The following is a 23757-nucleotide window of genomic DNA, read 5'->3' as shown; positions in this document are numbered from 1 at the left end:
GCTCACAGGTCCAGCCAGACCTGCGCGGAAATCGGTGACAGATTTCTCGGCATTGAAACCCTGAGACGGCGCAGAGAAATGTTGCTCATCGCCGCCATCTTCGATAGCGGTTTCGAATATCATCTTGTAGCGACCGTCACCGGATTGGAGAATCAAATAGGACCCGGCATCGCCGAGATAGGGATGATAGTCGATTTGCAACCAGTCACCATAAATCGCGGCAACTTCTGTCTCGGTCATCCCGATTGTCGCGCCGGAAAGTGTCTGCCAGATGATGCCGGTATCATTGGGATGGATGCCAATGCGCACGAGCTTGCCATCATTGATCATGAAACCAACGCCAGGATATTCAGCCTCGTTTGAAAGATAGTGGCAAGCCGCATATTCTTCGTCATTTTGCCAATCGGCCGATCGATAAGGATCGCTGAAACCAAGCGTGTGGAGCGCGGCTTCACTCATTCCGATTTGGATGGGACCCAGTCCGGCAAAGGTAAGCCGGGGCTTTTCATCTATAGCCCCGGTCGACAATAGCAGGGCAAGCAACCCGGCTGCTGGTTTCAACAGACTATTCATCCGCATTGCGCCCGGTGCATCAGTTTCTGATCGGCAAGGACCAGTGCCATCATCGCCTCGACCACCGGAACGCCTCGGATACCAACGCAAGGATCGTGACGGCCCTTGGTCGATATTTCGGTCGCGTCGCCCTGAGGGGTGATCGTTTCGACCGGCGTCAATATGGAACTGGTTGGCTTGAACGCCACGCGGCAGAAAATCGGCTGGCCGGTCGATATCCCGCCAGCCGTGCCGCCGCTATGGTTGGCAAGAAATTCGGGACCATTTTCTCCCGGTCGCATGGCATCGGCATTTTCTTCGCCGCGCAGACGGGCGGCGGCGAAACCATCGCCGATTTCGATACCCTTGGTCGCGTTGATAGTCATCATCGCAGCAGCGATCTCGCTGTCCATCTTGGCATAGACCGGCGCGCCCCATCCGGCGGGTACGCCGACCGCCTCACAGGCGATAATTGCGCCGAGACTGCTGCCATCCTTGCGGGCCCCGTCGACCAGCGCTTCCCAGCGTTTCGCGGCCACCGCATCGGGGCAGAAAAATGGATTTTTGCCGATTTCACTGGCGTCAAAGTTCGCAGGATCAATCGCATCGCCGCCGATTTCGGCAACCCATGCCCGGACCGTCACTCCCGGAATCACCAGCCTTGCGACGGCACCAGCCGCAACCCGGGCCGCGGTTTCCCGCGCGCTGGACCGGCCACCCCCGCGATAATCGCGAAATCCGTATTTCTGATCATAGGCATAGTCGGCATGACCGGGGCGATAGGCTTTGGCGACTTCGCTATAGTCCCTGGATCGTTGATCGACATTCTCGATCATTAGCGAAATCGGCGTACCAGTGGTCTTGCCTTCGAAAGTGCCGGAAAGGATTTTGACCTGGTCGGGCTCCTTGCGCTGGGTCGTATATTTTGACTGGCCGGGCCGTCGCGCGTCGAGAAAAGGCTGGATATCCGCCTCGCTCAGCATCAGTCCGGGCGGACAGCCATCAACCACCGCACCAAGCGCTGGTCCGTGACTTTCTCCCCAGGTGGAAAAGCGGAAGGCGTGACCGAAGATGTTGAAACTCAAAGCTGGCTCTCCGCGTTGATAGGCTCAATTCTGTTTGCGAAACGATCATTCACGAAAAAACGGGAATGATCAATCCAGCGCGATATCGGGCGCGTCTTCCTGCTTCATGCCAACAGTATGATATCCTGCATCGACATGATGCGTTTCTCCAGTGACGCCAGCGGAAAGATCGGACAGAAAATAGAGAGCAGAGGAGCCCACGTCGTCAATTGTCACGTTGCGCCGCAGCGGTGCGTTCAGTTCGTTCCATTTCAAAATATAGCGGAAGTCGCCAATCCCGGAGGCGGCCAGTGTTTTAATCGGTCCGGCAGAAATCGCGTTCACCCGAATTCCATCAGGACCGACATCATTCGCTAGATATTTTACCGACGTTTCAAGCGCGGATTTGGCTACGCCCATAACATTATAGTGCGGGATCACCTTTTCGGCACCATAATAGGATAATGTAAGCATTGATCCACCAGCGCTCATCAGCGCCGCAGCGCGTTTTGCCACAGCGGTAAAGCTGTAGACGCTGATGTTCATTGTCATCAGGAAATCATCGAGGGTCACATCGAAATATTTACCGCGCAACGCTTCCTTGTTGGTGAAGCCGATCGCGTGGACGACAAAATCCAGCTTGCCCCAGCGTTTCTCGATCTCGGCAAACGCTGCGTCGAGCTGATCCATGTCACTGACGTCGCAGTCTATCAGAAAGTCACAATCCAGTTGTTCTGCGAGCGGTTTGACACGCTTGGCCATCACCTCGCCCTGGTAGCTGATCGCGAGTTCCGCACCATCTGCAGCCAGCCGTTGTGCGATACCCCAGGCCAGCGACTTGTTGTTGGCAAGCCCCATGATCAAGCCTCGCTTGCCCTTCATTAAGTCACTCATCGCTACTATCTCCCGAAATCCGACTATGCCGCCAATAAACTGTATTCAGTTGATTTTCCAGCGGATCATTTGCCAATCTCCTCGCTCGAGGGTCTTTCAGCCAACGCAGCGTTGATCTCTGCGCCGATTACCATGCCAAGGCCGACGAGATAAAAAAAGATGAGCGTAATGATAACGCCTGCGAGGCTACCATATGTCAGCTGGTAATTTGCCGCATATTTGAGGAAAACCGGCAACAGGCCGGTGATCAACAGCCACCAGCCGCTAGTGAACACGGCGCCCGGCCATTTGGGATATCGGCGAGGTCGATACTGGCGGGGAGTGAGCAGACGGAACAGAAGGTAGAGCGTCGCGAAAAGCACAAAAAAGGGTATCACATTGGAAAGCGAGAGCCAAAGTACACCGCTTTCAATGGCCGGGAAATATGTGCCAAGGAACCCGCTGACACCGGCCACCACGAATTGTGCGCTCAGCGCCAGCATGGCGAAGAACACCGAGAAGAGAATGAGAATGGTTGAAGTCAGGCGATATTCCCAGAAGGAGCGCTGTGCCTGTACACCATAGGCGCGATGGAGAATTCCCCGGATCGTCTCGATCAGGCTGGTTGTCGTCCACAGCCCGACGATCGCACTAAACCAGAGCAAAGGCCCGGTCCGTGCGGTCATCGCATCGCTGATCGGACCATGTAGCGCGCGAGCGACCGATGGCGGAACCGTCACCAGAAAAGCCTCGACAATATCGGTGCCGACAGCGGTCTGGCCAAAACCCCCGACCACAGCAGCAGCAACAATGAAGAAGGAGAACACCGCGAGCAGCGACATGTAGGCAAAATTTCCGGCAAAAGTAAATCCGTCATAATAGACGCCCACTGCGGTACGCTCGATGACTATCAAGGCCCGACGAACCAGACCTTCATCGGCGAGATGTTCGCCGGCTCGATTGCCGGAAGCACCTGACTTTTTCTGGTCCTGACGGCGGGCCTCGGGAGAGAGTTCAGACATGGAGTTTCCGGCGCAAGCCTATACGCCCATGCTGGCGCGGGGATTGTCTTGCGGATTCCAGTCTTTCACAAATTCTGCGAGCTTTTGATCCTTTTCCGGCAAAGTGATCATCAATGTGACCAGCTGGTTTCCGCGGGTCCCGGATTTGCCGTGGAACCCTTTGTTTTTCAGCCGTAGCGTCTTGCCCGAATCCGATCCGGCCGGGATCGAAAGCATCACCGGCCCGTCCACGGTAGGAACCTTGATCTTGGCTCCCTCCACTGCCTCTTTCAGACTGATCGGCAGTTCGAGCGTGATATTGTCACCATCGCGATCATAAAAGGGATGCGGGTTGATATGGATGGTCACGATCGCATCGCCATTGCCTCCCGGACCGACGCGGCCCTTGCCACTGAGGCGCATCTGCGTGCCTTCCTCAACTCCTTTGGGGAGGCTGAGATCGATGGTTTTGCCATCCTCAAGCGTGATGCGTTGTTTCTGCAGCGTCGCAGCAGCGATGAATTCTACCTTCAGCCGATAAGCGACGTTGGCGCCCTTGGGTGGCGGTGCGCTGCGCTGGCGGTTACCGAACGGCGAACCACCGCTACGCCCGCCGCCTCCACCAAAAAGACCTTCAAAAATATCGCCAAAATCCGCGCCGGCGTTACCAAAATCATGCTGTTGCCCCGCCGGTCCGCGTTGATATCCTCCCCCGCCGCCATAGCCGAATGGGGCGGTTGGATTGCCTTCCGCGTCGATCTCTCCGCGGTCAAATTGCGCGCGCTTGTCCTTGTCCAGCAACAGGTCATAGGCCCTGGTAACGTCGGAGAAACGCTCCGTCGCCTTGGGATTATCCTTGTTCTTGTCAGGGTGCAGTTCCTTGGCGAGCTTGCGATAGGCGGATTTGATCTCCTTCTCGTTCGCGCCCTTGGCAACACCCAATGCTTGATAGGGATCAATCATTATATGCCCTTTTTCAAATCCTTATCATGTAGAGATTGGCATTTTCCGCCAATTTTCAACTCCACTGTCTTATTCGGGCATAACGGCATCTGCAACCTTGTTGTGCCGCGTGAAACGCAACATGAGGTAAAGAACCAGTCCCAACGGGCCCAACAAGAACACAAACAGCAAGACAGGTATCTGTACCCAGCGGACAAATCCGTATTTATCGGCGTTGCGCGCAACCCAAATACCGACAAACAGGTCAAAGGACAGATAGTGAATCCAGCCAATGGTTGCGCCGCTCGGACTAGAAAGCGATTGCTGGACGCCGGCCAGGCTTGAAAAATCCATATTTCCGTCGGCCCCGCTGTCGATTAGTCCGAGCATCAACGGAATCATGATCACCGCATAGCTTGCGGCCAGCAGGCCAGCCCCGCCATAGAATAATCCCGTCATGACAGGCTCACCACGTGGCGCAAACAACAGAATCAGCCACATCGCAATCGCGAAGATATTGGTAATTGTAAAAATGAGATCCCAGTCCACCATGCCCCCCTTTCTTTTGTTTTTAGCAGAATTCTCAGCCTTGTCGCGGGGCAATTTTTTGTTTGTTTGCGGGCGGTCCGCCGGATGTTAGAGGACTTGCCATGACCGATCCTTTTTCCCTGTTCGAGAGCTGGTTCGCCGAAGCGCGCAAAACCGAGATCAATGATAGCAATTCGATGACAATTGCCACTGCCGACGCCGACGGGCAGCCATCGGCGCGGATGGTATTGCTGAAAGGCCATGGCCCTGACGGTTTTGTATTCTACACCAATCAACAAAGCCGCAAGGCGAACGATATTGCCGAGAATCCAAAAGCCGCAATATTGTTTCACTGGAAAAGCCTGCGGCGTCAAATCCGGATTGAAGGATCTCTCTCGATGGTTTCAGCCGCCACAGCAGATGCCTATTTTGCTACCCGAGGCCGGGATTCGCAGCTGGGGGCCTGGGCATCGGACCAATCCCGCCCACTGGAAAGCCGCGCAACCTTCGAGGCCCGTTTTGCTGAAATGACCAAGCGGTTCGACGGCGGAGATGTGCCACGTCCGCCGCACTGGTCGGGCTATCGCCTTACGCCTGTACATTTTGAATTCTGGCAAGATCAGGCCCATCGACTCCATGAACGACGCGTGTTTTCTCGCAGCGGCGATGGCTGGTCCCAAGGACTGCTCTACCCATGACAAATCTGCCTTATTATCACGTCGATGCCTTTGCCGACCAACCCTTTACCGGCAATCAGGCAGCAGTGATGCCGCTCGATAGCTGGCTCGATGACTCGATACTGCAAGCGATTGGTGAAGAGAATAATTTTGCCGAAACTGCTTTTTACCTTCCGGATGCAAGCGGTGATGCAGAGTACGAGCTGCGGTGGTTTACGCCGACGGTAGAAATCGCGCTCTGCGGTCATGCGACGCTCGCCAGCGGTCATATAATTTTGTCCCAGGAACCTGAGCGGCAGCAGGTTACGTTCCGGACACAAAAAGCCGGCATATTGACCGTAAAACGCGATGGTGACGGTTATGCACTGGACCTGCCAGCCTATCCTCCCTCGCCGAAGGCAATGCCGGAAATTGTCGCGCTGGTTGGTGGAAGCCCGCTCGAAACCCAGTTTCATGAAGGGCGCTATCATGTTCTCCGCTATAGCAGTGCCAATGATGTGCTGGCCCTCCAGCCGGACTTGAAAGCGCTCGCTGTGCTAGGAAACGCGCAATTTATCTGCACCGCGCCGGGCACGGAAACCGATGTGCTGAGCCGGGTTTTCGTGCCGGGAGGCGGGGTCGACGAGGATAGTGTGACAGGGTCGGCTCATGCCGTCCTGACGCCCTTTTGGGCCGAGCATTTGGGCCGCGACAATTTCACTGCCTATCAGGCGAGCCAGCGCGGGGGTCATGTGAATTGCCGTCTCGACGGCGACCGCGCCTGGTTGGGCGGAAAATGTGTGACCGTCGTGGAAGGCATGTTTCGCCTCACGCAGGCCGGCGTCTAACTTCTTATCGGGAACAGAGCGATGATCCGGCCGATCTGGGCGCTCATCGGCGCGAGGACATCATCCTGAGTCTTGCCAAGCCGAACCACAGTCAGCTGTTGTTCGGGTGAAACCACGATCTGCTGGCCGAGATGGCCAAGCGCGGCAAATATGCTCTCCGGGCCACTCTCGGGGAACAGCACCTTATTACGGCCATCGGGGCGTTTCTTGTTGAGCCAGATATGACCGCCGTAGGCCGGATCATTTTCCGACGATGTTTTCATGAACTTTACCCAGCTGACCGGCAAATGTTGCGCGCCTTTTCGGGCACCATTGTGGCGCAGAAATTCTCCGAACCTGGCATAATCGCGTGCCGTCGCCTGGATGATGCTGCCACCGAGGAACGTGCCGTTCTGATCGAATTCCGGATAGGTGCCGTCCATTCCCAAGGGTTCCAGCAGTCGCCCCCGGATGAAGCGCAGGGTGACATCGCGCCGGACTTGCGGGTCGGTGCTGTTGGTGAGGGTGCGGGTGATGATGTCAGCAAGAATGATACTGGTGGCACTGCTATATTCGAATTTCTCGCCCGGCTTGGCTTCCATCGGGCGGGCTTCGGCATAAGCGGCCGTATCTTGCGCGCCATCCATAAACAGCATCCGGTTGGTATCCGCTTCGAATACTGTTTTCCCGTCCTCCCCAGCCACTTCCGTGTGATCGAGCCCCGATGACATGTGGAGCAAATGCCGAAGAGTGATGTCACCACGCGGATCACCGGGCCTTTGCCACGCGGGCACAGGAGCGGGATCATCCAGCACCAGACGACCATCTGCGACCAAGAATCCGATCAATGCCCCGGTGAAGCTTTTTGCCATCGACCAGCTGATGAACCTTGTGTCCTCGTCATAGCCCTCACCATATCGCTCAGCGATTACCCTTCCCCGGTACATGATCAGAAAGGCTCGCGTCTCCGCCATCGCCGGGTCTTCGAACAGTGGTGCGATTTGCGCATCCAGCCGCATCTTCGCAATCGGACTGTCATCCGAGATATAGGCGAGTTCCGCAGCATTTTTCTGAGGCGGTGCTTCAGGTTCTCCTGTTACTCCGCACGCGGAAAGGGCGAGCATCAGGGCTGGTATGAAGGCGACTTTAATCTTGTGCATCTTGCGACGTTGCACCAATAGAAGCCGCTATGGCAACTTTAAAAGGCACATCCCGAGCCCCTCTCTCCAGAAAACGCGTTGCGCTATATGTGGTGGGCCTGTTCCTATTCATCCTGATCGCGCTGTTCATATATAATTTCAGCTTCATCAAAGGCCAACTCGATGTCGGCACAGCTTATGGCGCGCGGGTAGCTTGTTCCTGCCACTATGTCGGTGGACGGGATATGGATGATTGCAGCAAGGACTTCGAACCCGGCATGGAAGTGATCAGCTTGTCGTTGGACGACGAACGCAAACGGGTGACGGCTTCCGCGATGTTGATCGAATCGGCCACGGCGGAGTTTCGCGAAGGCTGGGGTTGCGTGATGCTGACCGATGCGCAGCTGCAAGCTGATTAAGTCAGACTTCGACGCCCGCCAACCATTGCTGCTCGACCGCATCGGTTGACTCAATCCAGCCGCCGCCCAAAACCCGCTCCTTGTGATAGAAGACCGCTGCCTGGCCGGGCGCCACACCGAATTCCGGATTGTGAAATTCCAGCTTTTGTCCCTCCAAGCGGGCCAAAGTCGGCTTCGACATCGAACGAACCTTCACCTCGACCGGGCCAGCATAGTCACCGCCGATCCAGTTGATGTCGCGAAGAGAAGCCGACGCGACCGCCAGAGCCGCTTTCGGGCCGACAATAACGCGTTTCGCTTCCGGTTCCAGCCGAATGACATAGAGCGGCTCGGCTTGCCCGCCAATTTCCAGTCCCTTGCGCTGGCCCACCGTATAATGGATGAGCCCCTTGTGCCGTCCCATCGGCGTTCCGTCGATATGGACAATCTCGCCATCATCGTCCGCATCCGGACGCAGTTTTCGCACGACACTGGCATAATCACCATTGGGTACGAAGCAGATATCCTGACTGTCTGGCTTGAAGGCAACCGCCAGTCCCATGTCTTCGGCGATTTCGCGAACCTGTGTCTTGGGCATATCGCCAAGTGGAAAACGAAGATAATCCAACTGATCCTGGGTTGTCGCAAACAGGAAATAGCTCTGGTCGCGTGCCGGATCGTGAGCCCGGTGCAATTCGGACCCACCCGGCGTCGCGACGCGGCGAACATAATGACCGGTTGCCAGACAGTCGGCACCCAGTTCACGGGACAGTTGCAACAGGTCGGTAAATTTGACTCCCATATTACACTGCACACAGGGGATCGGTGTTCGACCCGCCATATATTCGTCGGCAAAGACATCCATGACCGAATCCTTGAACCGGCTGGCGTGGTCAAAAACATAATGGGCAATGCCCAGCCTGTCGGCCACCGCGCGCGCATCGCGAATGTCCTGTCCGGCACAGCAGCTGCCGACCCGGCCCACGGCTTCCCCGTGATCATAAAGTTGCAGTGTAATGCCGATGGTTTCCGCTCCGGTACGCGCAGCCAGGGCCGCCACAACGCTCGAATCGACTCCGCCCGACATGGCTACAACTATGCGCTTGCCCGTCAGATCGTCGCCGAGCTGGAAATTTTCTTTGATTCTGTCTGTCATAACAATTGCAGTCCCTAAAGAAATCCGGTGACTTGCGCCAGCGCTGCGAGTTTTTCTCCTGTTGCGTCCTGATGTGGTCCATTTTGGCACGAATGGGGCCCATTCAAGGAAGGATTGCTTAATCAGTCCTAAGGCTGTGTGAACATCCCTTTTACACTAGCTTATATCTTCGCTGCTAGACCGGCGTCTATGGAAATGAACTTCCCCCATAAGAAGCTGGAATGGACAGCAGCGAAAGAAGGCGCTGCTATTGCCTCACAGGTCGCGGATCATCGGACTTTGTTCGCCGAATCCATCGCGCGGCAGGCTTCCAGCCGGTCAGCGCGCGATTATATCGCGGCCAGTAAGGGATGTCCTAATCCCGGAGCGATGACTCGTGGCTCCTTCATGGACGACAGGATGGCATTTTTCGCCGGAAGAGTACGATCGGACATGGCCGGTCACGACGACACAAAATTGTTTGGAACCGGCTGCTTCAGGCCGGATCTGGCGTATCGCCAGTTCCACGACGGGGATGGATAACCGAATTTATGAACGCGGCGTTTACCTTGGCAATTCAGGTAATCGAAAAGCTCTGCTGTTACGAAGACCAGACGGAACGGAAAACAGGGCCAAATGCCAACAGGCAAAAATTGAGGGTAGTATGATTGAAAACCAGAAAATAAAACCAGCGCAGGTTGTCGGTCCCTTGGGTGAACCACTCACCATAGGTGATTTGCCGAAACCCGGCACGACTCGCTGGGTAGTTCGTCGCAAGGCGGAAGTCGTCGCGGCGGTCAATGGCGGCCTGCTGACCGTAGATGAAGTTTGCGACCGCTATGATCTGTCGCTGGAAGAATTTGCTTCCTGGCAGCGCGCTGTGGACCGGTCGGGAATGCCGGGCCTGCGGGTCACGCGGATTCAGCATTATCGAGACTTGTACGAGCGTCAGCAGAAATATTAACGGACGCCCCCCAGTCTCGAATCCTTGACAGGACCGTCGGACAAGCTCCGGCGGTCCTTTTTATTTCTTCAAATCAAAGGGAAAATCCTCTATGTCCCGCTAATCGCGAGCGTAAAGAAACCACGCACGCATACAATCAGGAGGTACATATGGGTTGGATTATTGCATTGATTGTCGGTGGCGTTGCAGGCTGGCTGGCCAGCATGGTGATGGGGCGTGATGCCTCAATGGGTGTCTTCTGGAACATCGTTGTCGGCATTATCGGATCCGTAATCGGTAATTTCGTAGGCAGCTATTTTGGCTTTGGCGGCAGTATTCAGCAATTTTCGATCATCGGCTTGTTCACTGCTTTTGTCGGTGCCGTGGTGCTGTTGTTGATACTGAACCTGATTCAGCGCGGACGGGTGCGTTAAACCTCTTTTTTTCGAATAATGTGGGAAAATTGGGAGGGCCGGCTCGTTCTCGAATCGGCCCTTTCATATGATATTATCGGTCGTTGGTCGAACCACAGCTTGTAAAACTGGCAGAATACTGTTCCGGCTTGCTGCCAGTGCCATATTGATGTAACACAGTCAGTATTTATTGGATTGACCGGAAAATCAGCGATTCTTTTGTGTATCGCAGTGCAAGAATGCGATATGGGCCTGACCGAAGAGTAAAAAAATGAACTATGAATCCACCATTCCCAGCGATGAAATCACGATTATGGACGACCCTGTACAGCGCGCGGCCAACCGCCGTCCGCTGATTATTGCGGCGGCGGTCACTGTCGCACTTCTGCTGGCTTATATTGGCTATAATTATTTTTTCGGAGCTGCGGGCGATGAAGAGGCCGCAAGTCAGGCACCTATGGTCACGGTCATGGCTCCTGGCAAACAGCAGGTTACGCGAACAATCAATGCAACCGGAACGCTGGCAGCGCGGCGGGAGATTCCGGTCAGCGTCGTCGGCGAGGGCGGCCGTGTAACCAATGTCTATGTCGACGCCGGGGACTGGGTCAGGCAGGGCCAGATCATGGCAAGTATCGACCGCTCGGTTCAATTCCAGCAAGCGGCAAGCCTCGAAGCATCGGTAGGCGTATCTCGCGCCGATCTCAATCTGGCGCAGGCAAATCTCGATCGTGCCACACAGCTGGTGGAGCGTGGCTTTATTTCCAAGGCCGATATTGACCGGCTGACAGCCACCCGCGATTCCGCCGCAGCGCGGCTGCGGGTATCACAGGCTCAGTTGAACGAAACCCGTGCCCGCAACAATCGCTTGAATATCGTGGCGCCCAAGACGGGATTCGTATTGCAACGCAATGTCGAGCCCGGACAAACGGTGACCCAGGGCAGCGGTGTTCTCTTCCTGCTGGCGCAAAACGGGGAAATGGAATTACAAGCTCAGCTGGGCGAAAGCGATTTGGCCAATATTTCGGTGGGCATTTCCACACAAGTCACCCCGGTCGGTACCGACAAGGTCCTGACAGGACAGGTCTGGCAGATATCGCCGGTCATCGACCCGCAGTCGCGTCAGGGTATCGCCAGAATTTCACTGGGCTATGACAGCGCGTTGCGGCCCGGTGGCTTTGCCAGTGCGCGGATCAAGAGCGGAACATCCGAGGTTGCCGTATTGCCTGAATCTGCCTTGCAGAATGACAGCAAGGGAAGCTTTGTCTATATCGTCGGGGCGGACAACAAGGCTGTTCGGCGCGATGTGGTGATCGGTGCAACAACTGCGGCGGGGATTTCCGTGACCTCCGGTCTAAACGGAAACGAGAGAGTTGTACTGCGAGCAGGCGGTTTCCTGAGTCCCGGTGAAACCGTTCAGCCAAAAGTCCAGAAAAAAGCTGGCGGCGGATGAGTCGTGCGCAAATTTGAGGCCTGATCGATGAATCTTCGCAATATCTCCGCCTGGAGCACTCGCAATCCAGTCGCTCCTTTGGTTTTCTTTGCCGCACTTCTGTTTGCGGGATTGCTGAGCTTCAACCGTATGGATGTCGTGAACAATCCGGACGTCGAATTTCCGGCGGTTTCCGTGCGCATTTCACAGCCAGGCGCTGCGCCGACAGAGATTGAAAGCCAGATCACCCAGCGGGTGGAGGCAGCGGTCCGTTCGATCAGCGGCGTCAAGAATATCAGCTCTACCGCGAGCGAAGGCAGCAGCAGCACATTTGTCGAATTTGAAATTGGCGCGGACGTAAACAACAGCGTCAACGAAGTGAAAAATGCGGTCGATCAGGTTCGCGGCTCCCTGCCGGAAGGCATTCTGGAACCGCAAGTGTCGAAGGTCGACGCCGTAGGTGGCCCGATCGCTTTTTTTGCGGTCAAGGCCGACGACATGACCGTCGAACAGCTTAGCTGGTTCGTCGACGATACAGTCGCCAAGCGTCTGCTGTCCGTTGATGGAATGGCCGAAGTCGACCGCTTTGGCGGCGTGGACAGAGAAATCAGGGTGATCCTGCGACCAGACCGGATGCAGGCGCTCGGCGTGACAGCGAGCCAGATCAACAATGTGTTGCGCCAGGTCAACATCAATGCTGCCGGCGGCCGGGCAGAAGTGGGTGGCACCCGGCAATCCGTCCGCGTTCTGGGCAATGCCGACGATGCGTACGACTTGTCCCAGACGCAAATATCCCTGGGCAATGGGCAGACGATCAAGTTGAGCGATGTTGCAGAAGTGAACGACGCTTTCGGTGAACGCAGTTCCATCAGCAAGGTCAAGGGCGTAGAGGTCGTCAACTTTTCGATGACCCGCGCGCGCGGCGCTTCCGATGTAACGGTTTATGATGAAGCGGTTGTCATTATGGACAAGATTTCAGCGGAAGTTCCGGGCATCGAATTCATCCCGCTTTTCAACAGCGTTATCTATACCAAATCACAATATAAGAGCTCGATGCTGGCGATGATCGAAGGCGCCATTCTCGCCGTCGTCGTCGTCTTCATCTTCCTCCGCGACTGGCGGGCAACGGTGATTTCAGCCATTGCCATACCATTGTCCGCGATACCGACCTTCTGGTTCATGGACCTGCTCGGGTTCAATCTGAACTTTCTCTCATTGCTGGCACTGGGGCTGGTTGCAGGTGTGCTGGTCGACGATGCCATTGTCGAGATCGAGAATATCGTGCGCCATATGCGTATGGGGAAATCCGCCTATCAGGCGTCGATTGATGCCGCAGACGAGATTGGCCTTGCGGTTGTCGCCACGTCCTTCTGTATCGTAGCCGTATTCCTGCCGGTCGGACTGATGCCGGGCATATCCGGTCAGTTTTTCAAGAACTTCGGTATCACCGTAGTTGTATCGGTGCTGATGAGTCTGGCGGTCGCCCGCATGATAACGCCAATGATTGCCGCCTATTTCCTGAAGTCACATGGCCAGGCGGAGCATGGCGAAGGCATCTGGATGGACCGGTATATGCGCTTGCTGGAATGGGTATTGGACCGTTCGGCCGCTGATCGCATTCGGCAGACCCTTGTTCCTGCCAAAGCCGCATGGTGGCAATATCTTGTCGGCTTCCTGTTGTTCACTCTGATCGTAGCGGCCTTTGTCGGCATTGCTTTCGCTCTCGGCATGTTTGTTTACGGACTGCTGCCGACCTTGATACCAAGTGACTTTTTGCGAGCAATCTTGGGGTTGATCGCCGGAATCGCTGCTGGAGCCGCAGGTGCAACTTTGCTGGCCTATATAATCCGGCAGACGACCGGAATGCTGGGTAGCCGCTTTGCCGACTGGTATGCATATCGCGCCGGCCGCTTTCGGGCTCGGGGTCATGATCATCGTATCTGGATGATGGCAACCGGCGTCGTCGCTTTCGGCCTGACGGTCATATTGTTCGCAATCACACCGAGTGAATTTCAACCGACGACCAATCAGGACAATAGTCGTATCCAGATCGAGGTCGTGCCTGGCACCACACTTGAGCAGACCGAAAAAATTGCCGACCAAGTGTCGGAACTCATGTATGCCCAGCCCGAGGTTGACCGCGCGCTGACGCGCGTTCGCGAAACCAACGCAACGGTTTTCGTCAGTTTGAAGGAAGATCGCAAGAAAACCTCGATGGAATTTGAGCGCAGCCTGTCGCCGGAACTGCAGAAAATCCCTGATGCCCGGATTTCGTTCCAGTCACAAAATGGTGGCGGCGGGACCGGACGCGATATTTCGATCATGCTGACCGGATCGGATCCGAATTTGCTGGACGCCACCGCCGCCCAGCTGGTGGAACAGATGAAAGGCCTCAAGCTGGTCCGCGCTCCCCGTATCGCCGCCGACCTCAGCCGACCTGAAATCATCATCACTCCGCACATGGACCTTGCATCCCAGCTCGGCGTGACCACGGCCTCGCTGAGCCAGACAATCCGGATCGCAACACTGGGCGAGATTGATCAGAACGCCGCGAAATTTTCGCTATCTGATCGTCAGATTCCGATCCGCGTCATGCTGCCGCTCGCATCGCGCGCGGATCTGACGACCATCGAAAGTTTGCCGATCCCGATTGCGACCGGAGGCACGGTTCCGCTCAGCCGCGTCGCCACGGTAAGCTTCGGCTCCGGGCCGACGTCTATCCAGCGCTACAACCAGAACCGCCGGACATTTGTCGGTGCCGATCTCGCGCCCGAAGTCATCAAGGGTGAGGCGATGGCGCAAATTTTCGAATTGCCGATCATGAAGAACCTGCCCACCGGTGTGTCCAACGAAGCCTTTGGCGAAGACGAGTGGCAGCAGGAACTGGCGGTCAATTTCATGATCGCGTTGATCGCCGGCATCTTGCTTGTCTTTGCGACGCTGGTCTTGCTGTACAAGCGGCTGATGTCGCCCTTGGTCAACATGGGTTCACTGGCACTGGCGCCGCTCGGCGGTATGTTATTGGTTTGGGCCACGGGCACATCGGTGTCCATGCCGGTGCTAATTGGTGTGCTGATGCTGCTCGGCATTGTCAGTAAGAATTCAATTCTGTTGATCGATTTTGCGATCGAGGAAATGCAGAAAGGCGTGCCGAAATTCGAAGCGATCATGGATGCCGGGCACAAGCGTGCCCAGCCGATTGTCATGACCACCGTGGCCATGACGGCCGGAATGATACCGACCGCTATTTCCCTGACCGGCGATGGCGCTTGGCGTGCGCCGATGGGGATAGTTGTGATTGGTGGTCTGATTGTGTCGACCTTGTTGACACTGGTTATTGTTCCCGCAGGTTTTAGTCTGGCAGACGGCTTCGAACGACGGGCCGGACCATGGCTGCGTAACAAGATGCTGACCTATAAACCGGGTGATGACCGCCATGATCGGCCCGATGCAGAGGTCCAGCCCGCCGAGTGAAGCCAATTTCGTCACAAACGAGTAGCGGAAGCGGGGCAAACTCTGCCACGAAATCCATGAATGGTGGGCGCGATATGAAGATTATCGCCACCGGTATGCTGGTGGTCATGGCGATCATATATTTTGCGGCGAAAAGTTATGAAGCGGTCCACCCGGCGCTCGGTTTTGTTCGCGCCTTCGCCGAGGCTGCAATGGTCGGCGGTCTGGCCGACTGGTTCGCCGTCACCGCGCTCTTCCGCCACCCGATGGGCATCCCTATACCGCATACCGCGATCATTCCGCGAAACAAGGACCGGATCGGCGACACATTGGCCAATTTTCTCAAGGACAATTTCCTGATCTCACGCCTGGTTGCGCAACGAATGCGAAATGTCGATCTGGCCAGCGGCATTGGCCGCTTTCTGAAATCTCCCAGCGGAGGAGAAGGAAGACTCAAGCTCGGCGCATCGCGACTTTTGGGCGATGCTATTGGGTCGCTCGACAAGGATCGCCTCGGGACAATGTTCAAAGGCGCCTTCAAGAATCAGGCCGTCGGCCTCGACATCGCGACACCAATGGGGCAGATTCTCGAGGCGGTGATGGCTGAAAAGCGGCATGGTCCGCTGATCGATTCATCTATCCGCTGGGCCTATCGTACGCTGGACACCAATGAACTGGTAATTCGAAAAGTCGTGACCGACCGCGCCAATGCGGTCATGCGCTGGACCGGTCTGGATGACCGCGTTGCCAACGAGGTACTCGACGGCCTCTACAAGCTGCTCGCCGACATGGCCGCAGACCCTAAACATCCGGTCCGCGCCAAGACAGAGGAGAGCCTGCGGCAACTGGCAACCGAGCTGAAACACGATCCGGATCTTCGTCAAAAAGTGAACGAATGGAAGCTCGAGATAATCGAAAATCCGGCAATCGCGTCGTGGCTCGACGGAATCTGGGAGCGGGGCAGGGAAGCGCTGCTTCGGGCAGCCCGTGATCCCGACGCTGCGCTTGCCGGCCAATTCGGCGAAGCACTGATTCAGCTGGGTAACAGTCTGCAACAGGACAAGCTGCTCAATCGCCAGATCAACCGGTTCGGCCGGCGTGCCGTCATCGGTGTCGTGGCCAGCTACGGTGACAATATCGTCACGCTGGTGTCGGAAACTGTCCGCGGTTGGGATGCCCAGACCATTACCGACCGGGTGGAAAATGCGGTTGGCCGCGACTTGCAATTCATCCGGGTGAACGGCACTCTGGTGGGCGGACTGGTCGGTGTGTCACTCCATCTTCTGGGATTCTGGATCTAGCGCGAAAGCAACAGACGCGCCTGCCCCGCGATTTGTGCCAGCATCGCGATCGATGGCTTTGACGTTTGCTGTGCCCGGTCCATGATCTTTCTGAACTGAGCCACGCGGTCGATGTTGCGTTCGGCCCAGCTTTCGACAAATTGCGGCATATCCTTGCCCCGGGTCCGACGCAGAAAATCGAGCCGCATCTGTTGAAAATCGCGAGCCAGCCCCGCCACCAGCAAACGGTCCCACGGATCGGATGGATTGATCCGGGTGGCGGTCATTTGCGCCCAGTCCAGACCAAGCTGGCTGCCCAGAGTGGTAAAGGCCACGGCCACATCCAGAGCATCAATTTCGCGGCTGTGGGCGAGATAGGCGATGCCAGCCGCGCCATCATTCTTGTAGATATTGGCGATCTTCGCGGCGATATCCGGCGTTGCTCCCGCCTCGACCAGCGCTTTCACCTGTTTTGCGGCCTGCAAGCGTCCTTCGGCGGTAATCAGATTTTCAACATTCTCGTTGAGCGCCGTCACGCCCGGGGACAGCATATTGACGGTATCGTCGATCCGGTCATCGGAGACCCCGATCCGCATCAGGTCCGCCATGTGCGAGCGCAGGACGTAAGCGAGACGATCGAACAGGACGATTCTGATGTCTTCACCAATTTCGGCTACTTCCAGTGCCTGCCAAAGGTGGTCGGCGTGGAACAGACGTTCAGCCATAACGAATGCGCGCGCTACCTCTCCCAAGGAGCAGCCTTCTTCCTCGGCCAATTCGAACGGATCAATCAGACCGAGCCGGTTGATCATCCGGTTTGCCAGTTTGGTGGCAATAATTTCGCGGCGCAATTGATGATTGAGAACGGCTGATTCATGGCCTTTCTGCATCGCGGCGGGGAATGCCTGGAGCAGCTCGCTGTTCAGTCCGGGATCGTCACCCAGATCACTATTCTCGATGGCATCCTGCAGCGCCAGCTTGGCAGTGGAAATCAGAACGGCCAGTTCAGGCCGGTACAAGCCCTTGTTTTCCTGACCCCGGCGGATCAGGTCTTCATTGCTGGCCAGTCCTTCAACCGCCCGGTTGAGCTGGCCCTGTTCTTCAAACTGATCGATCAGGCGGACGTAGGAGGGCAGGTTTTTTGTGCCGCCCATCTCGGCAATCGACAGGCCCAATGCCTGGAGCCGGTTATCTTCAAGAACCAGCGCACCGACATCATCGGTCATCGATTCCAGCAAGATATTGCGGGCATCAGGCTTCAGCTTGCCACTGGCCAGTTCCGGATTGAGCGCGATCTTGATATTGACTTCATTATCCGAGCAATCGACCCCGGCGCTATTGTCGATGAAATCGGTATTGATCCGTCCGCCTTTGGCGGCAAAGGCGATACGAGCGGCTTGGGTAATGCCCATATTGGCTCCCTCGCCAATGGCCTTGACCCGGAGTTGCTCGGCATTGACGCGGATCTTGTCATTGGCCGGATCGCCGACCTCGATATGGTTCTCCGACGCGGCCTTCACATATGTACCAATGCCGCCAAACCACAGCAGATCCGCGTTGCATGCCAATATCGCACTCATCAACTTGGATGGCGTCGTTTCGCCTTCATCGGGCAAGCCCAGCAGTTTGCCAATCTGTTTCGATATTTTGATGGTCTTCGAATTGCGTGAAAATACGCCGCCGCCTTTGGATATCAGTTTTTTGTCATAGTCATCCCAGCTTGAGCGCGGCAATTCGAACAGTCTTTTGCGCTCGACCCAACTTTTCCCCGAATCGGGATCAGGGTCGATGAAAATATGCCGGTGGTCAAAGGCGGCTATTATTTTCAATGTCTTCGATAACAACATGCCATTGCCGAACACGTCGCCCGACATGTCGCCGACCCCAACCACGGTAATGGGTGCGGTCTGAACGTCAACGCCGGTTTCGGCGAAATGACGTTGGACAGAAACCCATGCACCGCGAGCCGTAATCCCCATCGCCTTGTGATCATATCCGTTGCTGCCGCCGCTGGCGAACGCATCGCCCAGCCAAAAGCCGCGATCGATAGCGATCTGGTTGGCGATATCGGAAAAACTGGCGGTGCCCTTGTCGGCCGCCACGACAAAATACGGGTCATCTTCGTCTAGACGTTCCACCCTGGAAGGAGGTACGACCTTACCCTTGACGATATTATCGGTCACCGAGAGGAGCGCGGAGATAAATATCTTGTAGGCTTCGATACCTTCCGCGATAAACGCATCACGATCGTCGCCCGACGGCAATTGCTTGGCAAAAAAGCCGCCCTTGGCACCGGTTGGAACAATCACCGCATTCTTAACCCGCTGGGCTTTCATCAAGCCCAGAATTTCGGTGCGAAAATCATCTCGCCGGTCCGACCAGCGCAGACCACCACGAGCCACCGGTCCGGCCCGCAAATGGATGCCTTCGACGCGTGGACTGTAAACGAATATTTCCCGCCAAGGCACTGGGGCCGGCAATTCGGGGATTTTTGCACTCTCGATCTTGAAGGCAAGCGCTTCCCCGGCCCGATAGACAAAAGCATTGGTCCGCAAGATCGATTCGATAACCGCCCGGAACAGCCGCAAGATGCGATCGTCGTCGATGGCGTGAACACTGACCAGAGCAGCGTCGACGTCTCGCGTCGCGAGGCTCGCTGCCCTTGAACGCTCCCCTTCGAAATCCGGATCGTGCAGGGCACGGAAAAGCGTGATCATCGCCGCGGTGACATCCGGCGCTTCGGCCAAGGCTTCGACAACAGTAATCAGACCATAGCTCAGTCCGGTCTGACGCAAATAGCGGAACCAGGACCGCATCCATACGGTCGAGCGGGCGTCAATGCCCGCGGTGGTGATAAGCTGGTTAAACCCGTCATTTTCAGCTTCGCCATCCAGTACACTGGTAATCGCCGCCTCGATTTCATCGGACCTGGCAATCAGACTGTCACATCGTTCCGCGGAACGCAGCTCCAGCAAAAAGTCGTGAATATAGCCCAACCGGCCGTCGTCCAGCGGTGTGGGAACCGATTCGAGCACCGTGAAGCCGAAATTCTCGAGCGTCGGAACAGCATCGGACAGCGGAAGGGCACCTCCGAGATGATAGATTTTCAACCGCAGCAGATGCTCGGCATCGCTGGCAAGCCGGTAGAGTCTTGTCGAACGCTGGCCGCCTCGTTCGAGCCTGAACAGACGCATGATATCCTTCGCGGCTTCCAATGCGCCATAGGTCGACTGATAGGTGCCCGGAAAACAATTTGCATAGCGCTGGGCCAGCACGGCAGCCCGGTTTTCCTGCCCTGCTTCCCTCAAATTTCGCTCGACTTCCGGTTTCCAGCCCCGGACCATGTTTTCCAGCTCCTGATCGAGCAGATCAGGGTCCGGAATTTTGCCATCGGCCCCCATGTCGAGCGTGTAACGCAAAGACGATACTCCGCCTTCTTCCAGCGTATTGGACCAGCTCAATATCTTCGCTCCGGTCGCATCGGTCAGCATATTCTCGACATTTTGCCGCCGTTCGGTCGAGAGCTGTTCGCGCGGAAGCCACACGAAGGCGAACAAATGGCGGGCCAGCGGCGATATCACGCTGTGCAATTTGGGCCGCGGACGGTCGATCAGCGACATCGAGATCAGCGCAAGTTTTTCGAGATCGTCCTGTGCGAATGTGATGAGGAGATCGTGCGGCAGCGCCGTCAATGCGTGGGTAAGACTTTTTCCGGCATGGCCGGATTCGGAAAACTCAAACTTGTCGAAAAGCCGGGTGAGCTGGGTGCGCAATAGGGGAATATTCTCCGGCGGGGCAGCAAGCGCGGCGCTGGTCCATATACCGGAAATAATCGACAGTTCGGTGATCCTGGCCCCCTCCCTCAGCGGGACAATGATCAGATCCATCAGGACTTGGCGGTGCACGGTTGAAAGCTGATTGGATTTGATGATGAGCGGCGACTTTCCGCCATTTTCGAACCATTCAAAAGCGCGCCTGCGGCTTTCTTCGGACAGGATCGGCTGCGGTCGCATCCGCGCCAGACCGAGCTGTTTCTTGCGTTCTCCGCTGGCATTGACAATTTCATGGCCAAGCAGTGTGAGGTTCCGATCGAGGAACCAGCGCAACAAAGTTGCGCCCTCACCTTCCGGAAGCGCGTCGGCATTTTCGCCCAGCACGATCTGCAACTTCAGCCAGTCGGCCACGGCGGCGGCAACGTCCTTGAGGTTCGAGCGCAGGGCCTTGACCAGGTCCCGCCGCGTACGGGCGTCGGTCCTTTCGAGCTCGATATAGATAATGGACTCGCGTTTTTCACCGCTGGTGACCTGTTCGGTAATTTCGATCAGACGGCCCTTGGCATCCCTCCGCACCGCGACGACCGGGTGGATCAGTCGCTCCACGGTCAGTCCGAACCCCGCGATAGTGGCACAAACCGAATCCACCAGAAACGGCATGTCGTCATTGACTATCGCGAGACGCAGATGTCTGTGATTCTGGTGGCCGCTTACACTCTCCAGCGATAGGCTGGCTTCGCTGCCCTGGCGTTCGTTAGCGCATTGCAACGTGTATCGTGCCGCTTCTTCGCAGGCTTTTTTATCAAAGCCTATATTTTCGCCCGGCAGCGCGCTTTCGCGAAAGGCTACGACCAGCGCCTTTTCGAGGCCGTCGGCCGGTTGGCTCGTTCGCTTGGATTTTGCTTTGCGATTGACTGCCATTATTCCCCCAAGTGGATCCAGACGAGTCAGAATCCCGTCGGCGTGGCAACGCTATGCGCCTATTCCCACACCCGCTCAAGAGGTTAGCCAATCCTTTTCGGGTGCGTTTCGGGGAATATTGAAAATAGTGATATTTTGGTTACATACCTGACGGGCCGTAGCGTAACGGCGGGTTCGATCCGGCAACGGGAGCAATCAGAATTGGGTATGTTTGAGCGCTTGGCTGGTGAGCTTTTCATTGCCGCGTACCGGTCCGACAATGGTCAGTTCACCATTCAAATCCTTGCGAGCGACGATCACGACAAATTCGGAGTCCCCGGCGTCAATTTCCTGCAATTGTCGCGACGGCGCCGAACGGAGCCTGGCCAACAGATCTTCGCCAACTGACTGGGCCTTGGATAGCAAACCAGACGGACGGTTTGCTTTGCGTTCGGCATAGACAATCGCTTTCAGGCCGCCGTCATGCTGACCGAGAAGGTCACCCAGCGTGCCTTTTTCAACCGCATTACGCTGCGCATATTTCAGTGCGGTCGCATATTCGGTCAGCCGGGTTTTGTCATATTGGGCACCAAACACCAGTTTCACAATCGGCGTCATTGGCGCGCGATCCTGGACAACCAGTCCGGAATCTTCGAGCAATATCTGGTAATCTTCCGGATGTTGCTCGGTCATCAGATAGAAATCATAGGCGTGACTGATCGCGGAATAGAGCGCCACACGGCTGCGCTCGACGCAATCAGCCGCATTGACGGCGCTGTCGCGGGCTGCGCACAACCAGTCGGCTAGGCTGGCATCGTCGTCGAGCGGCTCGACGACTTCATTGGCGGCAAAGTCCGGCACAATCTCCAGCTCCGGAGTGAGTTCGAGCTCTTCCAGATTGGCAGAATGTGGACCGTCTTCCCAGACCGGCCCGGCCGCAATCTTGGGCGGCGCGGATAGCATGGCTTCGGACACCTCGTCTTCGATTTCCATCCGGACGGCGTCGGCGGCCACTTCTTTCCAGTTGATCACCCCATAGATGAAATCAATGGTGTCATCATCGGTCGAGAAGGGCAGCAGGATCCCTCGATACATGATCGTGACGCCGCGCTGATTGACGAATTCGGCTTCAAAGCCGATTGGGGCCTGATTGGCAATAATTTGCAAGTAATGGTCGGTGATCCGCGAAAGCAGCGAACGTGCTGGCACGTCGTCGATCGCGGTGATTGAATCATCAATCTCACATTCCTCGCGCAGCGCGCGGCCGAGAAACTGGATTGTCGGATTTTCAACGCCATCGGTAAAATCGAGCAAAACGCTGTTCGGTCCGAAGTCCTCGTCGGATTCCGGCGCAAGATCTTCGACGCTGGGAAATTGTCGATCACCCAGCAGGCCGGCCCAGAAATTATAGGCGCGCACATGCATGCGGCGTTCATCCTGACCGATGGCTGGCGGCGCTTCCACAGCGCCGTCATCATCTTCATAGGCGGCGTAGTCAGGTGCCGGAGCCGTATCCTGATCGCCAAGTTCGCCGTGATTCCGTAGGTTTTCCATTCTTCCCCACTGCAATTGCATTAGTTCCACATCGATATGCATCGCCTATGGTAAATATATGGTAAATTTTCTGATAATGACTTCGGGCCTGATTGGTGGAGACAATCAAGCATGGGTGCCGCGACCGCTCGAATTATCGACCGCGCGGACTTGTCACGGCAAAGCTCTGCTGGTAATGGCGCGCGATCAACGAAAATGCATGGGGCCGACGCTCATCCGTTTCGGCGATGCCGCTTTAGCTCAGTTGGTAGAGCATCGCATTCGTAATGCGGGGGTCAGAGGTTCGAATCCTCTAAGCGGCACCACCGAGTTTTCCCTTTTATATCAAGTATTTAGCTGCCGTTAGAATGTCGGGATTAGTCCCCGAACTTCCGAGGGTTAGGTAAACTGCGGAATACAAAACGGTGGCTAGAGACCATTTGTCGGTGGCGAGATGGGCCGAAATATCGCGCGTGTCTCACAGGCCGATTTCGTGGCTGTCAGATGCACATTGAGATTTTGGGCTGAGCGTTCAGGCGAACCCGAACATTTCCCTCTGACTCGGCCAATCAACCGGGATCGCATTGGCGCGGGTGAGTTTGCGACCCGTCAGATCAACGGGCTGCGTGCCATCCATAATGGCTGCAATGATATCTGGCGCAAGCCAGGAGATACGAACCAGCTGTCCGAGATACCGGCGGCTGTAATCTGAAAGTGCCGGATTGGATTTGCCTGTAAGCATTAGGTCTTGGGCCGCAAAGGCTTGGGCAACCAGCTTTTGTAATGTCAGATTGGGAGCGGGCTTGATATTTACGTTCGTGGGCGGAATCGTGAACTTCAGTTCGCTGCCCTGCTTTGCCAGTTTTGCATCAATGCAGACTTCTGATCGTTCCGCTTTGACCTGAGGCTTGAAGCTTA

The 23757-nt window shown here is 56.2% G+C and carries 20 protein-coding genes and 1 tRNA gene; 10 read left to right on the top strand and 11 right to left on the bottom strand.

All coding sequences use genetic code 11. From position 1 onward, the window contains the following. The 6 genes from WBM93_RS03170 to WBM93_RS03145 form a co-directional block, all read right to left on the bottom strand. The coding region (locus WBM93_RS03170) for a hypothetical protein (RefSeq protein WP_424428075.1) at window positions 1-573 on the bottom strand (573 nt) is incomplete at its 3' end. Then, a complete protein-coding gene (gene aroC / locus WBM93_RS03165; RefSeq protein ID WP_424428073.1) occupies window positions 570-1637 on the bottom strand; it encodes a chorismate synthase in 1068 nt (355 codons plus the stop codon). The genes aroC and WBM93_RS03170, both read right to left, overlap by 4 nt. Window positions 1638-1706: 69 nt before the next feature. Then, window positions 1707-2510 carry an enoyl-ACP reductase FabI gene (fabI, locus tag WBM93_RS03160; RefSeq protein ID WP_424428071.1) on the bottom strand — a complete coding sequence of 268 codons (804 nt, stop codon included), beginning with the start codon at window positions 2508-2510 and terminating at the stop codon, window positions 1707-1709. 65 nt (window positions 2511-2575) lie between these two features. Next, entirely contained in the window at window positions 2576-3511 is a 936-nt protein-coding gene (locus tag WBM93_RS03155) for a YihY/virulence factor BrkB family protein (protein WP_424428069.1), read from the bottom strand. A gap of 18 nt (window positions 3512-3529) precedes the next feature. Beyond that, a complete protein-coding gene (locus WBM93_RS03150; protein ID WP_424428067.1) occupies window positions 3530-4453 on the bottom strand; it encodes a DnaJ C-terminal domain-containing protein in 924 nt (307 codons plus the stop codon). Between the two features lie 69 nt (window positions 4454-4522). After that, the gene (locus tag WBM93_RS03145) at window positions 4523-5035 is read right to left on the bottom strand and encodes an ABA4-like family protein (RefSeq protein WP_424428066.1); all 513 of its coding nucleotides are present in this window, start codon (window positions 5033-5035) and stop codon (window positions 4523-4525) included. 47 nt (window positions 5036-5082) lie between these two features. On the opposite strand from WBM93_RS03145, the gene pdxH reads away from it, so the two are divergent. Together pdxH and WBM93_RS03135 are read left to right on the top strand one after the other, a co-directional pair. Continuing rightward, window positions 5083-5658 (top strand): pyridoxamine 5'-phosphate oxidase, encoded by a 576-nt coding sequence (gene pdxH, locus WBM93_RS03140; RefSeq protein ID WP_424428064.1) that lies wholly within the window; start codon window positions 5083-5085, stop codon window positions 5656-5658. Then, the gene (locus WBM93_RS03135; RefSeq protein ID WP_424428062.1) at window positions 5655-6464 is read left to right on the top strand and encodes a PhzF family phenazine biosynthesis protein; all 810 of its coding nucleotides are present in this window, start codon (window positions 5655-5657) and stop codon (window positions 6462-6464) included. Before pdxH ends, WBM93_RS03135 begins: the two co-directional genes overlap by 4 nt. Here WBM93_RS03135 and WBM93_RS03130 read toward each other — a convergent pair. Next, the gene (locus WBM93_RS03130) at window positions 6461-7618 is read right to left on the bottom strand and encodes a serine hydrolase domain-containing protein (RefSeq protein WP_424428060.1); all 1158 of its coding nucleotides are present in this window, start codon (window positions 7616-7618) and stop codon (window positions 6461-6463) included. The two genes, WBM93_RS03135 and WBM93_RS03130, sit on opposite strands and share 4 nt — an antisense overlap. Before the next feature lie 14 nt (window positions 7619-7632). Between WBM93_RS03130 and WBM93_RS03125 the strand changes: the two genes are divergently transcribed. Beyond that, window positions 7633-8001, top strand: a complete 369-nt coding sequence (locus WBM93_RS03125; RefSeq protein ID WP_424428058.1) for a hypothetical protein — start codon at window positions 7633-7635, stop codon at window positions 7999-8001. A gap of 1 nt (window position 8002) precedes the next feature. Here the strand turns inward: WBM93_RS03125 and mnmA are convergent, their stop codons facing one another. Further along, on the bottom strand, window positions 8003-9136 hold the full coding sequence (mnmA, locus tag WBM93_RS03120; RefSeq protein ID WP_424428056.1) for a tRNA 2-thiouridine(34) synthase MnmA: 1134 nt from the start codon (window positions 9134-9136) through the stop codon (window positions 8003-8005). A gap of 195 nt (window positions 9137-9331) precedes the next feature. On the opposite strand from mnmA, the gene WBM93_RS03115 reads away from it, so the two are divergent. The 6 genes from WBM93_RS03115 to WBM93_RS03090 all read left to right on the top strand — a co-directional run bounded on the left by WBM93_RS03115 (window position 9332) and on the right by WBM93_RS03090 (window position 16654). Further along, entirely contained in the window at window positions 9332-9658 is a 327-nt protein-coding gene (locus WBM93_RS03115) for a hypothetical protein (protein ID WP_424428054.1), read from the top strand. Window positions 9659-9779: 121 nt separating this feature from the next. Then, window positions 9780-10079, top strand: coding sequence for a DUF1153 domain-containing protein (locus tag WBM93_RS03110; RefSeq protein ID WP_176280835.1), 300 nt, complete (start codon window positions 9780-9782; stop codon window positions 10077-10079). A 149-nt stretch (window positions 10080-10228) separates the two neighbouring features. Then, entirely contained in the window at window positions 10229-10492 is a 264-nt protein-coding gene (locus WBM93_RS03105) for a GlsB/YeaQ/YmgE family stress response membrane protein (RefSeq protein WP_424428052.1), read from the top strand. 250 nt (window positions 10493-10742) lie between these two features. Beyond that, complete coding sequence (locus WBM93_RS03100) at window positions 10743-11921, top strand: efflux RND transporter periplasmic adaptor subunit (RefSeq protein WP_424428050.1); 1179 nt, start codon at window positions 10743-10745, stop codon at window positions 11919-11921. A 27-nt stretch (window positions 11922-11948) separates the two neighbouring features. Next, on the top strand, window positions 11949-15374 hold the full coding sequence (locus WBM93_RS03095; RefSeq protein ID WP_424428048.1) for an efflux RND transporter permease subunit: 3426 nt from the start codon (window positions 11949-11951) through the stop codon (window positions 15372-15374). Window positions 15375-15448: 74 nt separating this feature from the next. Beyond that, window positions 15449-16654 (top strand): DUF445 domain-containing protein, encoded by a 1206-nt coding sequence (locus WBM93_RS03090; RefSeq protein ID WP_424428046.1) that lies wholly within the window; start codon window positions 15449-15451, stop codon window positions 16652-16654. On the opposite strand, the gene WBM93_RS03085 is transcribed toward WBM93_RS03090, so the two are convergent. Both WBM93_RS03085 and WBM93_RS03080 read right to left on the bottom strand, forming a co-directional pair. Next, window positions 16651-21327 carry an NAD-glutamate dehydrogenase gene (locus WBM93_RS03085; protein ID WP_424428044.1) on the bottom strand — a complete coding sequence of 1559 codons (4677 nt, stop codon included), beginning with the start codon at window positions 21325-21327 and terminating at the stop codon, window positions 16651-16653. The two genes, WBM93_RS03090 and WBM93_RS03085, sit on opposite strands and share 4 nt — an antisense overlap. Before the next feature lie 195 nt (window positions 21328-21522). Next, the gene (locus WBM93_RS03080) at window positions 21523-22860 is read right to left on the bottom strand and encodes a PAS domain-containing protein (protein ID WP_424428042.1); all 1338 of its coding nucleotides are present in this window, start codon (window positions 22858-22860) and stop codon (window positions 21523-21525) included. Between the two features lie 229 nt (window positions 22861-23089). Here WBM93_RS03080 and WBM93_RS03075 point away from each other — a divergent pair. Next, window positions 23090-23165: transfer RNA gene (locus WBM93_RS03075), tRNA-Thr, on the top strand. A gap of 206 nt (window positions 23166-23371) precedes the next feature. Here WBM93_RS03075 and WBM93_RS03070 read toward each other — a convergent pair. Next, window positions 23372-23757: hypothetical protein (locus tag WBM93_RS03070; RefSeq protein WP_424428040.1), on the bottom strand; the 386-nt coding region annotated here is incomplete at its 5' end.

Origin of the sequence: Parasphingorhabdus sp. (assembly GCF_049667325.1) — a bacterium.
Taxonomy (GTDB): Bacteria; Pseudomonadota; Alphaproteobacteria; order Sphingomonadales; family Sphingomonadaceae; genus Parasphingorhabdus.
This window is presented reverse-complemented; position numbering and strand designations above follow the sequence as displayed.